Here is a 13,806-nt window from a genome sequence, read left to right on the forward strand (position 1 = left end):
GTGTGTTTCTTCAAAGGAACCTCAACCCGATCGAACCGACCGGGTCGGGGTATCAACATATCTGGCGTTGACTTTTGGCACGCTGTTGAGTTCTCAAGGAACGGACGCTTCCTTCGTACTCACCCTCTCGGGCTTTCCTCCGGGCGCTTCCCTTCGGTCTTGCGTTTCCGACTCTATCAGATCTTTCCGACCCGATTTCCTCGGTGCTTTCCGGGGTCCCGCTTCCGCGTTTCCCTTTCCGGCGGTTCCGACTCTATCAGATCCTTTCGGCCTGATTCCCGGTCGGCGGGTTTTGTCGTCGAGCCTTCGGCTTTCACCTGTCGGCCTTTCGACATTCACTACGTTAGCCGATTCCCCCGCTCGATTCATAATCGGGCTCCGCGGCATGGAATTCAGACACGCGAACATGACGAATTCAACCCCGCTGGGGGATGATCGTAGGTAGTGGGTTGTCCGCTTCCGGCTGCAGGCGATCGCCGTACCCGGTTCAAGCGGCTCGGACTACATTACGCACACTCCAGGGTCGAGTCAACTTCGGCGGCGCCGCGGCACGTGAGCCCGGTAGGGACTCGCCGTCGGGTCGTCGGTGACCCGGTAGTGCCAGGGGTGGACGGCTCCCTCGCCGGAGACTCCGGTACGCGGGCCGTTGCTGACCTGCGCGGAGGGCACGGGGTCCCGGCGAGGATCCGTAGCGGGGTGCCGTCGGCGGCGCAGGCGTCCGTGTCGTTGAGTGCGCGGTCGTCGCCGAGGACGGTGGCCAGGCGGGCCGGGCCTTTGGCGAGTTCCTTGTCGTCGCGGGCCGAGAGCCGACGGGTGCGGGCCGGCTCGGAGCCCTCGATGATTTCGCCGGCGCGGAGGAGCACCGCACTCGTGCGGCCCTCGGGGCCGCATACGAGGTTCATGCAGAACCACATGCGGATGTCACGGCTGCTTCCCGGTGAGGAAGTTCCGGACGTCGGCCGCCAGGGTAGCCATCTGCTCGCCGGCCTCCAGCCAGGTGGTCACCGAGGCGTCCCAGACGCCGGCGGCCTGTGGCCACGGCCGCACGGCCCAGGTCAGCCCGACGTGGCCGCCGGATCGGAAGACGGCCGACACCGTCAGGTCTCGGTCGTTGGTCTGCCAGCTCCGTTCGCCGTCCCATCCCCGGTAGTCGGCAGCGAGGTCTTCCAGAAACGTGGTGAGATCGCTGTCCCGGATCCAGGCGACGACCTCGTTGACGCGAGCAGTAAGGCCCGGGGCCCGTAGCTCGACGGCATAACGCACGGAGTCCGCGTCGGAGCTGAACCGGTCGCGGAACGTCACGCCCACAGAGGAGGTGTCCTGGCAGCGGATGGTCACGCCGGGCTTGTCGTCGTGGTGGCCGTCTGGGGATGTCATGCGCGGAACGCTAGGTCAGTGCTGCCTTGATCGTCATCCGGGTTCGACGCTGACCAGGTTGAGCAACCGGAGGCAGCGGTGGTTCGGGGGACCGAGACCGGGTCACCTTCAGCGAGACGCGTCATCACCCATCCGGCCCGGTTCGGCGCACGTCAGCGGTCACCGGAACGGCGAGGAACGCGTCACACGCCATGCTCGCGGGCGATCACCCGCCGCCTGGCCCAACTTTCCGCGCCGACTCACCGGCGAGCCGTGGACAAGGCGCACAGCGGCTCAGGCTCCGGCGGACGGTTTGGCTCTGGGGCTCAGCCGGTACGCCGAGACCGTCGGATCACCGGCGAGGTAGAACCGGTGTTGCCAGTCGTGGGCCTTGCTCACGCCCACCCGAGGACCGACCCGGATGAGCGCGGCAGGTGCAGGCTCCCCCTCGGACAGCACGACCGAGGTACCTGTCAGGAGGTCTGCGCCGTTGTGCTCCGCCGTGATGCCGAGTGCCTGGCAGAAGTTCCCGGGACCTCGGGCAAGGCGTGGACTCTCGACCTTCTCACCTCGCCGCTTGCGTGCCAGGTCTTCCCCCTCGATGACCCTGCCTGCCCGGAGGAGGACAGCCGAGGCGATGCCGTCCGTCCCGGTGACGACGTTGGCGCACCAGTGGAGACCGTGGGACCGGTAGACATAAAGGTGTCCTGCGGGTCCGAACATGACGGCGTTACGGGGTGTCTGGCCTCGGTAGGCATGGGAAGCCGGGTCAGCCGCACCGGAGTACGCCTCGGTCTCCGTGATGGCGATGCTCACGGTTCCCTCGGGGGTCTTGCAGGTGAGGACGCTCCCGAGCAGCTTGGGGGCGACCTCTTCGGCAGGATGGGCGAGGAGATCAGCGTTCATGCTGACTGCCTTGACATGCGTACGTGGCCGGGCTCGCCGGACATCACGTCATTGCGGGCGGTGCGACCGCGGCAGGCGTGGGAACCGGGGTCGTTCGGGCCGTCGTAGGCCTCGGCCTCGGTGAGGCGGAGGGCGATCGGACCGTCCGGGGTACTGCGGACCAGGATCCGGCCGAGGAGGTCGGGGGCGACCTCGGAGACGGGGCGGTCGAAGAACTCTCTGGGCAGGGGCGTACGGTCGGGGGTCGCGATCATGCCGTCCGAGGGTACTGGATACGGACGGTGTCACGGGGTGGTCGGCGGGCTCCGCGGTCGCCAGGGTGGGGACGCGGAACCGGTCACGGCCGGATCGCGTTGTTAGAGATCAAGGGTCCATACGTACGGCTCGACGCAGGACGACGGATCAGGTGTGGCCCACGGGGGTCGCCTGGAGAGGGAGAGACATGGCGTTCAAGAAGCTGCTGGCGAGTCTGGGTGCCGGCGGGGCCTCGGTGGAGACGGTGCTGCACGAGGTCAACGTGGTTCCGGGCGGGGTCGTCCAGGGCGAGGTGCGGATCCAGGGCGGGTCCGTGAACCAGCAGATCGAGGGTCTGTCGGTCGGGCTGCAGGCCAAGGTCGAGGTGGAGAGCGGCGACCAGGAGTACAAGCAGGACATCGAGTTCACGAAGTCGTCGCTGGGCGGTGCCTTCGAGCTCCAGGCGGGTGCCGTGCACGCTGTCCAGTTCGGTCTGGAGATCCCGTGGGAGACGCCGATCACGATGATCGACGGGCAGCCGCTGCGCGGGATGAACATCGGGGTGAGCACCGAGTTGGCGATCGCGCGGGCCGTGGACTCCAGTGATCTGGACCCGGTCAACGTGCACCCGCTGCCGGCGCAGAAGGCGATCCTGGACGCGTTCATCCAGCTGGGCTTCCGCTTCAAGAGCGCGGACATGGAGCGCGGCCACATCCGGGGCACCCGGCAGAAGCTGCCGTTCTACCAGGAGATCGAGTTCCTCCCGCCGCAGCAGTACCGGGGGCTGCACCAGGTCGAGCTGAGCTTCGTGGCCGACGAGCAGGCCATGGACGTCGTGCTGGAGATGGACAAGAAGCCGGGTCTGTTCAGCGAGGGCAGCGACACCTTCCGCTCCTTCAAGGTGGGACTGAACGACTACCAGGGCACCGATTGGGCGGCGTACCTCAACCAGTGGCTGTCGGAGGTCGGCAGCAAGCGCAACTGGTTCTAGGCTCGGTCCGCGACTGAACGCAACCGATCAGGAGGTACCGAGGTGACCGAGCTCAAGCGGCGGCCGCTCCCCCACGACTTCCATCCGCCCGTGCCGTCGTTCATGGTGTCGAGCGAGGACGTGCAGGAGGGGGCGACGCTCAGGGAGGCTCAGGTCCACGCGGCCGGCAACACCTCGCCGCATCTGCGGTGGGAGGGGTTCCCGCCGGAGACCAGGAGTTTCGCCGTGACCTGCTACGACCCCGATGCCCCGACGGGCAGCGGGTTCTGGCACTGGGTGCTGTTCGACATCCCTGCCACGGTGACCGAGCTGCCGGCCGGTGCGGGGAGCAGCACGTTCGAAGGGCTGCCCGAGGGCGCGGTCCACGCGCGCAACGACTACGGCAGCAAGGACTTCGGCGGCGCCGCGCCGCCGCCCGGGGACGGACCGCACCGGTACGTGTTCACGGTGTACGCCGTGGATCAGGAGAAGCTCGGTCCGGACTCGGACGCGTCTCCCGCCGCGGTGGGCTTCAATCTGCGGTTCCACACGCTGGCGCGCGCGCAGCTGATCGGTGAGTACGAGGTGCCCGCGCAGTCCTGAGGCGGTCCGAGCGGTCCCGAGCGTTCATGGAACGTTTGCCCGCCCCTGGTCATGGAATTGATCAGGGGCGGGCATTTTTGTCGCCGGGGGACGCGGGAGTCGCCTCCCGCAGGAGCAGCGGATATTGCGTTGTCCATCCCGGCGTGCCCGGCCAGAGTTGATCCCAGCCCGCCGAGGGGTGGGCCGGTGCACACGGGAGGTGGGCTGGTATGCGGGACACGCTGGTGCTGAACGCGAGCTTCGAGCCGTTGTCGACGGTGACGCTGAACCGAGCCGTCGTTCTGGTGCTTCAGGACAAGGCCGTCGTCGAGCAGGCCCACCCCGAGCTCCGGATGCGTGGAGCCGCGGTCGACATACCGGCGCCCCGGGTGATCAGGCTCTGCCAGTACGTGAGGGTGCCGTTCCGAAGACGAGCGCCGTGGTCGAGGCGGGGCGTCCTGGTGCGGGACCGGCACCGGTGCGCGTACTGCGGGCGGCGGGCGACGACCGTGGACCACGTGGTGCCGCGGTCGCACGGTGGACAGGACACGTGGCTGAACACGGTGGCGTCCTGTGCGGAGGACAATCACCGGAAGGCGAACCGGACGCCCGAGCAGGCGGGGATGCCGCTGTTGCGGCGGCCCTTCGAGCCGACGCCGGCCGATGCGATGCTGCTGGCGCTGGGCGCCGAGGACTTCGAGGCGTTGCCCGAGTGGTTGACGCTGGATGCGGCGTGAGGGTTTCGCCGTAGGGGCGTGGGCCCGCTGCCCGGCTGCGGATGTGGTGTGGTTTGCCGCGCGGTTCCCCGCGCCCCCAGGGGGTTTCAGTCGATCGACGGCTTCTCGCGGCGTTCCTGGGCGGGGACGTTGGGTGCCGGGGCGCCGTTGCCGCCGCCCATCGCGCCGAAGTTGCCCATCGCGCCGGAGAGGCCCTTGAGGGCGTCGCCGATTTCGCTGGGGACGATCCAGAGCTTGTTGGCGTCGCCCTCGGCGATCTTGGGGAGCATCTGGAGGTACTGGTAGGAGAGGAGCTTCTGGTCGGGGTCGCCGGCGTGGATGGCCTCGAAGACCGTACGGACGGCCTGGGCCTCGCCCTCGGCGCGCAGGGCCGCTGCCTTGGCCTCGCCCTCGGCGCGCAGGATCTGGGACTGCTTCTCGCCCTCGGCGCGCAGGATCTCGGACTGGCGGACACCCTCGGCCTGGAGGATCGCGGCGCGCTTGTCGCGGTCGGCGCGCATCTGCTTCTCCATCGAGTCCTGGATGGAGGTGGGGGGTTCGATGGCCTTGAGCTCGACGCGGTTGACGCGGATGCCCCACTTGCCGGTGGCCTCGTCGAGGACGCCGCGCAGGGCCGCGTTGATCTCCTCGCGGGAGGTCAGGGTGCGCTCGAGGTCCATACCGCCGATGATGTTGCGCAGTGTGGTGACGGTGAGCTGCTCGATGGCCTGGATGTAACTGGCGACCTCGTAGGTGGCGGCGCGGGCGTCGGTCACCTGGTAGTAGATGACGGTGTCGATGTTGACGACCAGGTTGTCCTGGGTGATGACCGGCTGCGGGGGGAACGGCACGACCTGCTCGCGCAGGTCGATGCGGTTGCGGATGGTGTCGATGAACGGGACGACGATGTTGAGGCCCGCGTTGAGCGTCCGCGTGTAACGGCCGAAGCGCTCGACGATGGCGGCGCTGGCTTGTGGGATGACTTGGATCGTCTTGATCAGGGCGATGAAGACCAACACCACCAGGATGATCAGGACGATGATGATCGGTTGCATCGTCGGTTCCCCGAACCCTTCTTCGCCTCGGCGCCTACGGCAGACATTGTGCCTGTGGAAGATCCTGCGGTTGAAGATCTTGCTGGTCGAGTCTGACAGACCATCGGTGCAACTGGGGTGTTGTTCGCCCTAGTTGTGTCGCGGGGGTTCACATGATGACGGCTGTGGCCCCCTCGATGTCCACCACGTCCACCTCCTGGCCCACCTCATAGGTGTGGCCGGTGTCGAGTGCACGTGCCGACCAGACCTCGCCGGCCAGCTTGATCCGGCCGCCGGAGCCGTCGACGCGTTCCAGCACGACGGCCTGTCTCCCTTTCAGGGCGTCCACACCGGTGGCGAGTTGGGGCCGCTGGGCCCGGTGTCTGTTCGCGATGGGGCGTACGACGGCGATGAGGGCGGTCGAGACGACGGCGAAGACCGCGACCTGGGCGACGGCGCCGCCGCCGAAGATGCCGGATACCACTGCCGCGGCGACGGCGCCCACCGCGAGCATGCCGAGTTCGGGCATCGCGGTGATCACGAGCCCGATGCCGAGTGCCGCCGCGCCGATCAGCCACCACAGCCATGCGTCGATTTCCACGTGGTCATGGTAGGACCGCGCACCCGGTCGCCGACAGGGCGCCGATCGGTTTGAACGCGCCGTGCGGCTCCGGGTCTTGGGCTGCGGGAGGGGTCAGGACATCGGGAGGCCCTGGGCGGTGAAGCGGTCGCCGACCTGTTCCACGACGAGGGGGAGGCCGAAGCAGAGGGAGAGGTTGCGGGAGGTGAGTTCGAGCTCCAGCGGTCCGGCGGCGAGGATCTTGCCCTGACGGATCATCAGGACGTGGGTGAAGCCCGGTGCGATCTCCTCGACATGGTGCGTGACCATGATCATGGAGGGGGCGATCGGGTCGCGGGCGAGCCGGCCGAGGCGGCGTACGAGGTCCTCGCGGCCGCCGAGGTCGAGTCCGGCTGCGGGCTCGTCGAGGAGCAGCAGTTCGGGGTCGGTCATCAGGGCGCGGGCGATGAGGGTGCGCTTGCGCTCGCCCTCGGAGAGTGTGCCGAACCTGCGGTCCAGGTACTCGGACATGCCGAGGCGGTCGAGGAAGGCGCGGGCGCGCTGCTCGTCGATGTCCTCGTACTGCTCCTGCCAGCCGGCGGTCATGCCGTAGGCGGCGGTGAGCACGGTCTGCAGGACCGTCTGGCGCTTGGGAAGCTTGTCGGCCATGGCGATGCCGGCCATGCCGATGCGGGGGCGCAGTTCGAAGACGTCGGTGCCGGGGGTGCCGAGGGTCTCGCCGAGGATGCTGACGGTGCCCGTGCTGGGGTAGAGGTAGCTGGACGCGATGTTGAGGAGGGTGGTCTTGCCGGCGCCGTTGGGGCCGAGGATGACCCAGCGCTCGCCCTCCTTGACCGACCAGGAGACCTGGTCCACCAGAGCCCGGTCCTCACGGACCACGGATACGTCCTGAAGCTCCAGAACATCGCTCATGAGCGCGTTGTCTCCCCTTGCAGTGTGGCCGGTCTCGGCTGTCGCGTACGCCTGTGGTCGGTCCGCCGCGCCCGTGGGCACAGCCCTTCATGAAATCTACGCCACTGGCCGACCCGGACATTCCTCCGGTCCGGTTCTCGGGCTCTGTCTAGGGTGTACGCATGCTCTCGGAACCTCGCTCTGGACGCCTCGCCGCTTGGGGAAACGCCCTCCTCGCCGGACTTGTCCCACCGGACGACGCCGTGCTCGCGATCGTCGGGGAGGACGCGGTGCACCGGGTGGAGGGGGTGCCGGGCGAGTCGGCTCCCGTGGGGCTCACGCTGGCGCTGGGGCGGCTGCGGGCGCTCGGGGCGTTCGGGCTGCGGGTGGCGCTGCCGGCGCCGGGGCATCCGCTGGGGCTGAGCGGGCCGCCGGAGTTCAATGCGCGGGCGCTGGAGGCGGAGGAGGCGGTGGTGTGCCACGGGGCCGCGCTGGGGCTGGTGCCGGAGGTGCACGAGGCCGGGCCCTCGGGTGATGTGCACGTGGAGGTGGTGTGGCACTGCCTGCCGGTGCGGGAGGCGCCGCCGGCGGACGTGCCGTCCCTCGGTGAGGCGGAACGGGAGCTGGCGGAGGCGCTGCGGGAGGCCACCGAGGTGCTGACGCGGCTGGACGTGGCCGGGTCGGGGCCGGTGGCGGAGGCGGCGATCGACGCGTACCGGGCGCGGGCCCTGGCTTCGCGGGGGCGGGAGGTCTTGGCGCCGGGGTATCCGCCTCGGGCGGTGCGGGTGCTGGAGCTGGCTCAGCGGGTGGGGGCGTTGGTGTCGCTGGCGGAGGGCGGGGGGCACGGGGGTGCGGTGAGTGCGTCGGAGATGGCGGGGCGGGCTGCTGCGTTGCGGCCCGTGGAGCGAACGGCTCGGCGAGCGCAGGTGGCTGCGTACAACTCCGTTGTGGAGGAGCGGGGGATGGGGTGAGGTCTGTTCGCCCGGTGTCGGCGTGTGCGGAGCGGCCGGCGTCGGTGCCGGCCGGGGGTGGATCGCACAGCCCGGCGCCTGCGGGGTGCCTCTCCCACTCTCGGCTGCGCTCGAGCGGGAGGTACCCCCACCGCCCTGGGGGTGCCTCCCAGGCCTTCAAGGCGCTGGGGGAGGCACGACTGCCCGCGGGGGCGGAGGTACTGCCGGCAGTGCTGAGCCCCGGGCGCCCGAGTGGGGGCCGGGCGGCCGGGGCTCGGCGGGTGGCGTCAGTGGTTGACGGCGGTGTTGCCGAAGGCCGGGTTCAGGAGGCCGATCACGTTGACGCTGTTGCCGGACACGTTGACCGGGACGTCGACCGGTACCTGGACGACGTTGCCGGAGACGACGCCCGGGGAGCCCACGGCCTTGCCGTCGGCGTGGCTGCCGTCGGTGGCGGAGGCCATTCCCGTGCCGGCCGCGAGCAGACCGCCGGCCACCATCGTCACGGCCGCTGCCTTCTTCAGGTTCTTCACTTTCCGAGCCCTCCTTGCGGTGACCGCGGCAGGCGCCGCGGTACGCACTGGAGAACGGCGGACACCGACGAGGGATACGGCCATCCGAGGGACATTCCCACTACGGTATGAATCTCGGATCGGACGGGAACCTTCCGCAGGGCGTGCGGCGTCCCGGGTCAGCCGCTCAGGCCGTGACGTACGGCCCACAGAGCGGCCTGGGTGCGGTCCGCCAGGTCGAGTTTCATCAGGATGTTCGAGACGTGGGTCTTCACGGTCTTCTCGGAGAGCACCAGGGCGCGGGCGATCTCCCGGTTGGCGCGGCCGTCCGCTATGAGCCCGAGCACTTCGCGCTCCCGTTCGGTGAGGGAGCCGGCGCGTCCCGGCCCCGAGCCGGTCTCCTCCTGGGACAGCAGCGCTCCGGCCACCTCCGCCTGGAGCAGGACGTGCCCGGCGTGCACGGAGCGGATGGCTCCGGCGAGCGCGTCGGGGTCGATGTCCTTGTACACATAACCGGCGGCGCCCGCGCGGAGGGCGGGGACGACCGTGCGCTGCTCGGTGAAGCTGGTGACGATCAGCACGCGCGCGGGGTGGTCCAGTTCACGGAGCCGGCGCAGCGCGTCCACGCCGTCCATGCCGGGCATCTTGACGTCCATGAGGATGACGTCGGGCCCCAGCTCCTCCGCCAGGGCGACTCCCCCGGCGCCGTCCGCGGCCTCGCCGACGACCTCGATGTCGTCCTGCACCTCGAGGAAGGTACGCAGGCCCCGGCGTACCACCTGGTGATCGTCGACCAGCAGCACCTTGATTGCGTCAGCCACCGGGGACCTCCATCTCGATCGTGGTGCCCTTGCCGGGCGCCGATTCCACGGTCAGCCTGCCGCCGACCCCGCTCGCCCGGTCCCGCATGGAGACCAGGCCCAGATGGCGGCCCTCGCGGCGGACGGTCCGCGGGTCGAAGCCACCGCCGTCGTCGCTGACCCGCAGGACCGCCCCGGCGCCCCTGCGGTCCAGGGTGACGTCGACGTGGTCGCCGCCGGAGTGCCGCAGGGCGTTGTGCAGCGCCTCCTGGGCGACGCGCAGCACCGCCTCCTCCTGGGCGGCCGGGAGGGCGCGTACGCCGTGTCCGGTGAAGGTCACGCGCGCGGTGTGGGCGCGGTCGAGGACCTGGATCTGCGTGCGCAGCGTGGCGACGAGGCCGTCCTCGTCGAGCGCCGCGGGGCGCAGTTCGACGACCGCCGCGCGCAGTTCGTCGGCGGCCTCGGCGGCCAGGGCGGCGACCTGCTGGAGCTCTCCCTTGGCGCGGGCGGGGTCGCGGTCCACGAGGCGGGCGGCGGCCTGGGCGGTGAGCCGCAGGGAGAAGAGTTTCTGGCTGACGGCGTCGTGGAGTTCGTGGGCGAGGCGGGAGCGTTCCTCGGCGATGGTCAGTTCACGGCTGCGTTCGTAGAGCCGGGCGTTGGTGAGGGCGATCGCGGCGTGCTGGGCGAGGATGCCGAGCAGTTCCTCGTCGTCGGCGGTGAAGCCGCAGGCGCCCTCGGGTTTGGGGCAGTTCTTGTTGGCGAGGAAGAGGGCGCCGATGACCTCGTCCCCGTCGCGGATGGGCAGGCCCAGGAAGTCGACCAGGTCGGGGTGGGCGCTGGGCCAGCCCTCGAACCGGGGGTCGCGGCGCACGTCGGCGAGGCGCTGCGGGGCGGCCTCGTCGAGCATCGCGGCGAGGACGCCGTGCCGGCGCGGGAGGGGGCCGATGGCCTTCCACTGGTCGTCGCTGACGCCGTCGACCACGAACTGGGCGAAGCCGCCGTGGTCGTCGGGCACGCCGAGCGCGGCGTACTGCGCGTCGAGGAGTTCGCGGGCCGAGGCGACGATCGTCTTGAGGACGTCGCGCACCTCGAGGTGCCTGCTCATGGCCAGCAACGCGGAACTCACCGCGGCGAGGCCGGACCGGGGGCCGTGGCTCATGCCCTCACGGTACCGGCGGGCCGTGACAGCGGGATCGGACGTGTGTCGCCCTTCGGGCGGGTCGCAGGACCTAGGCCGCAGGTCCCGCCGCCCCGGTCGGGGAGCAGGACCGCAGGACCGAGGTCGGTGGCGTAGGGCGAAGGGACCCGGGGCGCTGCGTCCCGGGCCCGAGGCGGTGGCGGCGGGCCGGTCCCTACGTTGAGGGCACGCCGATCGAGCGGCGTCGGACGACGAGGGGAAGGCTGCCATGCCGGTTGCGGTCATCACGGGGGCTTCGAAAGGGCTCGGGGAGGCGCTCGCCCGGGCGCTGGCGGCGCGCGGCTGGGATCTGGTGCTCGACGCGCGGGATCCGGTGCGCCTGGCGGAGGCCGCCGGGCCGGTGGCGGCGCACGGCACGCGCGTGACGGCGCTGCCCGGGGACGTCACGGACGCCGCGCACCGCGCGGAACTGGTGGCGGCGGCCGGGCGGCTGGGCGGGGTGGATCTGCTGGTGCACAACGCGAGCGCGCTGGGCGCCGAGCCGCTCGTCCGGCTGGAGGAGCTGCCACTGGAGGGGCTGCGGCGGGCGCTGGAGGTGAACCTGGTGGCGGCGCTGGGCCTGGTGCAGGAGGCGCTGCCGCTGCTGCGGGCCGCGACGGCCGGGACGGTGCTGGTGGTCAGTTCGGACGCCGCGGTGGAGGCGTATCCGACGTGGGGCGGGTACGGGGCGTCCAAGGCGGCCCTGGACCAGCTGGCGGCGGTGCTGGCGGTGGAGGAGCCGGGGCTGCGGGTGTGGGCGGTCGATCCCGGCGACATGGCGACGGACCTGTACGCGGCGGCCGTACCGGACGACGACGGTCCGCGGCCGGAGCCGGCCGGTGTGACGCCCGCCTTCCTGCGGCTGCTGGACGAGCGGCCGGCGAGCGGTCGCCACGGCGCTCCGGCGCTGCTGGAGGAGAGGCGATGACCGTGGTCGTGGAGGTGCCGGAGGAGTTGTCCGCGCGGGTGCCGGTGGAGCAGCGGGGGCCGGGGCTGGACCGGGACTCGGTGCGGCTGCTGGTCTCGCGGGGCACGGCGGTGTCGCACCACGCCTTCGCGGAGCTGCCGCGGCTGCTGCGGGCCGGGGATCTGCTGGTGGTGAACACGTCACCGACGCTGGCGGCGGCCGTCGGGGGGTGGATCGGGCACACGCGCGTGGTGGTGCACTTCTCCACGCGCGGTGACGACGGCCGCTGGGCGGTCGAGCTGCGGGATCCCGACGGGCGCGGCACCACGCGTGCGCGCCACGGGGACAGGGCGCGGAGCGCTCCTCGGAAGGGTGGTGGCGGGAGACGGGCGGGCGCGCCCGCGGGTACGGAGGTACGGCTGACCGGGGGTGCGCGGCTGGTGCTGGAGGAGCCGCTGGGTGCGCGGGGTGAGCGGCTGTGGTGGGCGCGTGTGACGGGGGACGTGCTCGGGATGCTGCGGGAGCACGGACGGGCCATCCGGTACGCGTACACGGAGCGGGACCAGCCGTTGTCGGCGTACCAGACGGTGTTCGCGCTGCCGACGCCGGACGGTGCGGGGAGTGCGGAGATGCCGAGCGCGGGGCGTCCGTTCACCGCGCGGACGGTGGTCGAGCTGGTGAGCCGGGGGGTGCAGTTCGCCCCGATCACGCTGCACACCGGGGTGGCGTCGGCTGAGGCGCACGAGCCGCCGTATCCGGAGCGGTTCGTGGTGCCGGAGGCGTCGGCGCGGGTGATCGGGGCGGTGCGGGCGGGGGGCGGCCGGGTGATCGCGGTGGGGACGACGGCCGTACGGGCGGTGGAGTCGGCGGCCGGTGCGGACGGTGTGGTGCGGGCCCGCGCGGGGTGGACCGACCTGGTGGTGACCCCCGAGCGCGGGGTGCGGGTGGTGGACGGGCTGCTGACCGGGCTGCACGAGCCGGAGGCCTCGCACCTGCTGATGCTGGAGGCGGTCGCGGGGCGGGCGGCGATCGACCGGGGGTACGAGGAGGCGCTGCGCGAGCGCTACCTGTGGCACGAGTTCGGCGATGTGCACCTGCTCCTGCCGGAGTGACCGAACCACCTCACACAGAGAGTCGCTTCAGCAACTTTCGGTGAGGGGTGAAGGTAGCCGGTGTGAGGCCGGACATAGGGCGCACGTCACGTACGAAGAGGTATAGGAGGGGCATAACGCCCATCTGAGCGGCATAAATAGTCCCCTCTGCCCCATTTAACCCCTCCCTGGCCACTATCCGTCTTCGTACGTCACACCTTTGCCCAGTTATTTTGCGGCCGCTAAGAATGGCTGCGTCGCTCAGCGCCGTGGGTATCTCCCCGCGGCGTTCGTGCTGGAAGCACCGGACGTTGAGCGACCTCCGCGCTATTCGAAGAGGTCCGTCCCGCATGTCCAAGAACATCCTCACCCGTGGTCATAGTCGTGCGCTGACCCGTCACCACAAGATCGCCGCCGCCGGCGTCGCGGCCCTCGGCGCCGCCGCGATCGGTTTCTCGGCCGTCCCGAGCAACGCGTCCACGACCACGACGACCGAGGTCGCCGCCCCGACCGCGAAGGTGGTGTACAGCACCGCGCCGATCGAGGGCGTTAAGGCCGACGTCACCGACCAGCTCGCCGTCTCCAGCCTCAAGGTCGAGCGGATCGCGGCGAAGAAGGAGGCCGCCGCCGAGGCCGCCGCCGAGAAGGAGGCCGCCGAGAAGGAGGCCGCCGCCGTCGCGAAGGCCAAGGCCGAGGAGGCGCGCAAGGCCGAGGAGGCCGCCGACCGCGTCGAGGTGAAGAAGGACGCCCCGCGCAAGAGCTACGGCAACACCCTGGACGGCTGGATCCGTGAGTCCCTGGCCATCATGAAGAAGCACGGCATCCCGGGCTCCTACGAGGGCATCCACCGCAACGTCATGCGGGAGTCCTCGGGCAATCCGAAGGCGATCAACCTCTGGGACGTCAACGCCCGGAACGGCATCCCTTCCAAGGGTCTGCTGCAGGTGATCCCGCCGACGTTCGAGGCCTACCACGTCCCGGGCACCCCGAAGAACATCTACGACCCGGTCGCCAACATCACCGCCGCCTGCAACTACGCGGCCGACAAGTACGGCACCATGGACAACGTCGACAGCGCGTACTGAGGTCGGCGCGGACCT

At 70.6% G+C, this 13,806-nt stretch carries 15 protein-coding genes and 2 pseudogenes; 7 read left to right on the forward strand and 10 right to left on the reverse strand.

From position 1 onward, the window contains the following. Window positions 1-528: 528 nt before the first annotated feature. The 4 genes and pseudogenes from ACZ8ZB_RS07670 to ACZ8ZB_RS07685 form a co-directional block, all read right to left on the reverse strand. A pseudogene (locus ACZ8ZB_RS07670) lies at window positions 529-914 on the reverse strand (DNA-3-methyladenine glycosylase); the annotation flags it as partial. 7 nt (window positions 915-921) lie between these two features. After that, window positions 922-1,377, reverse strand: coding sequence for a DUF6228 family protein (locus ACZ8ZB_RS07675; protein WP_470736937.1), 456 nt, complete (start codon window positions 1,375-1,377; stop codon window positions 922-924). A gap of 273 nt (window positions 1,378-1,650) precedes the next feature. Then, window positions 1,651-2,262: a DNA-3-methyladenine glycosylase gene (locus ACZ8ZB_RS07680; protein ID WP_470736938.1), complete on the reverse strand. Its 612-nt coding sequence runs from the start codon at window positions 2,260-2,262 to the stop codon at window positions 1,651-1,653. Window positions 2,263-2,282: 20 nt separating this feature from the next. Further along, window positions 2,283-2,516, reverse strand: a pseudogene (locus tag ACZ8ZB_RS07685) (DNA-3-methyladenine glycosylase); the annotation flags it as partial. Between the two features lie 188 nt (window positions 2,517-2,704). Here ACZ8ZB_RS07685 and ACZ8ZB_RS07690 point away from each other — a divergent pair. The 3 genes from ACZ8ZB_RS07690 to ACZ8ZB_RS07700 all read left to right on the forward strand — a co-directional run bounded on the left by ACZ8ZB_RS07690 (window position 2,705) and on the right by ACZ8ZB_RS07700 (window position 4,785). Continuing rightward, window positions 2,705-3,487: a sporulation protein gene (locus ACZ8ZB_RS07690; protein WP_470736939.1), complete on the forward strand. Its 783-nt coding sequence runs from the start codon at window positions 2,705-2,707 to the stop codon at window positions 3,485-3,487. A 42-nt stretch (window positions 3,488-3,529) separates the two neighbouring features. Further along, window positions 3,530-4,069 carry a YbhB/YbcL family Raf kinase inhibitor-like protein gene (locus tag ACZ8ZB_RS07695; protein ID WP_470736940.1) on the forward strand — a complete coding sequence of 180 codons (540 nt, stop codon included), beginning with the start codon at window positions 3,530-3,532 and terminating at the stop codon, window positions 4,067-4,069. A gap of 209 nt (window positions 4,070-4,278) precedes the next feature. Further along, a complete protein-coding gene (locus tag ACZ8ZB_RS07700) occupies window positions 4,279-4,785 on the forward strand; it encodes an HNH endonuclease (RefSeq protein ID WP_031019974.1) in 507 nt (168 codons plus the stop codon). 86 nt (window positions 4,786-4,871) lie between these two features. Here ACZ8ZB_RS07700 and ACZ8ZB_RS07705 read toward each other — a convergent pair whose 3' ends face one another. The 3 genes from ACZ8ZB_RS07705 to ACZ8ZB_RS07715 form a co-directional block, all read right to left on the reverse strand. Next, window positions 4,872-5,819 carry an SPFH domain-containing protein gene (locus tag ACZ8ZB_RS07705; RefSeq protein ID WP_030834003.1) on the reverse strand — a complete coding sequence of 316 codons (948 nt, stop codon included), beginning with the start codon at window positions 5,817-5,819 and terminating at the stop codon, window positions 4,872-4,874. A 148-nt stretch (window positions 5,820-5,967) separates the two neighbouring features. After that, a complete protein-coding gene (locus tag ACZ8ZB_RS07710; protein ID WP_470736941.1) occupies window positions 5,968-6,399 on the reverse strand; it encodes an NfeD family protein in 432 nt (143 codons plus the stop codon). Between the two features lie 93 nt (window positions 6,400-6,492). Further along, window positions 6,493-7,290: an ABC transporter ATP-binding protein gene (locus tag ACZ8ZB_RS07715; protein ID WP_470736942.1), complete on the reverse strand. Its 798-nt coding sequence runs from the start codon at window positions 7,288-7,290 to the stop codon at window positions 6,493-6,495. Window positions 7,291-7,451: 161 nt separating this feature from the next. Between ACZ8ZB_RS07715 and ACZ8ZB_RS07720 the strand changes: the two genes are divergently transcribed. Continuing rightward, the gene (locus ACZ8ZB_RS07720; protein WP_470736943.1) at window positions 7,452-8,240 is read left to right on the forward strand and encodes a hypothetical protein; all 789 of its coding nucleotides are present in this window, start codon (window positions 7,452-7,454) and stop codon (window positions 8,238-8,240) included. A gap of 266 nt (window positions 8,241-8,506) precedes the next feature. On the opposite strand, the gene ACZ8ZB_RS07725 is transcribed toward ACZ8ZB_RS07720, so the two are convergent. The 3 genes from ACZ8ZB_RS07725 to ACZ8ZB_RS07735 all read right to left on the reverse strand — a co-directional run bounded on the left by ACZ8ZB_RS07725 (window position 8,507) and on the right by ACZ8ZB_RS07735 (window position 10,690). Then, window positions 8,507-8,752, reverse strand: a complete 246-nt coding sequence (locus ACZ8ZB_RS07725; RefSeq protein ID WP_470736944.1) for a chaplin — start codon at window positions 8,750-8,752, stop codon at window positions 8,507-8,509. Window positions 8,753-8,910: 158 nt separating this feature from the next. After that, window positions 8,911-9,552: a response regulator gene (locus ACZ8ZB_RS07730; protein WP_470736945.1), complete on the reverse strand. Its 642-nt coding sequence runs from the start codon at window positions 9,550-9,552 to the stop codon at window positions 8,911-8,913. Then, on the reverse strand, window positions 9,545-10,690 hold the full coding sequence (locus ACZ8ZB_RS07735; RefSeq protein WP_470736946.1) for a GAF domain-containing sensor histidine kinase: 1,146 nt from the start codon (window positions 10,688-10,690) through the stop codon (window positions 9,545-9,547). Before ACZ8ZB_RS07735 ends, ACZ8ZB_RS07730 begins: the two co-directional genes overlap by 8 nt. A gap of 247 nt (window positions 10,691-10,937) precedes the next feature. Here ACZ8ZB_RS07735 and ACZ8ZB_RS07740 point away from each other — a divergent pair, with 247 nt between their 5' ends. The 3 genes from ACZ8ZB_RS07740 to ACZ8ZB_RS07750 all read left to right on the forward strand — a co-directional run bounded on the left by ACZ8ZB_RS07740 (window position 10,938) and on the right by ACZ8ZB_RS07750 (window position 13,791). Beyond that, complete coding sequence (locus ACZ8ZB_RS07740; RefSeq protein WP_470736947.1) at window positions 10,938-11,636, forward strand: SDR family NAD(P)-dependent oxidoreductase; 699 nt, start codon at window positions 10,938-10,940, stop codon at window positions 11,634-11,636. Further along, window positions 11,633-12,727 carry an S-adenosylmethionine:tRNA ribosyltransferase-isomerase gene (locus ACZ8ZB_RS07745; protein WP_470736948.1) on the forward strand — a complete coding sequence of 365 codons (1,095 nt, stop codon included), beginning with the start codon at window positions 11,633-11,635 and terminating at the stop codon, window positions 12,725-12,727. Before ACZ8ZB_RS07740 ends, ACZ8ZB_RS07745 begins: the two co-directional genes overlap by 4 nt. Window positions 12,728-13,056: 329 nt before the next feature. After that, window positions 13,057-13,791, forward strand: a complete 735-nt coding sequence (locus ACZ8ZB_RS07750) for a transglycosylase SLT domain-containing protein (RefSeq protein WP_470736949.1) — start codon at window positions 13,057-13,059, stop codon at window positions 13,789-13,791. Window positions 13,792-13,806 lie beyond the last annotated feature (15 nt).

Source organism: Streptomyces sp. 12E (assembly GCF_055633275.1).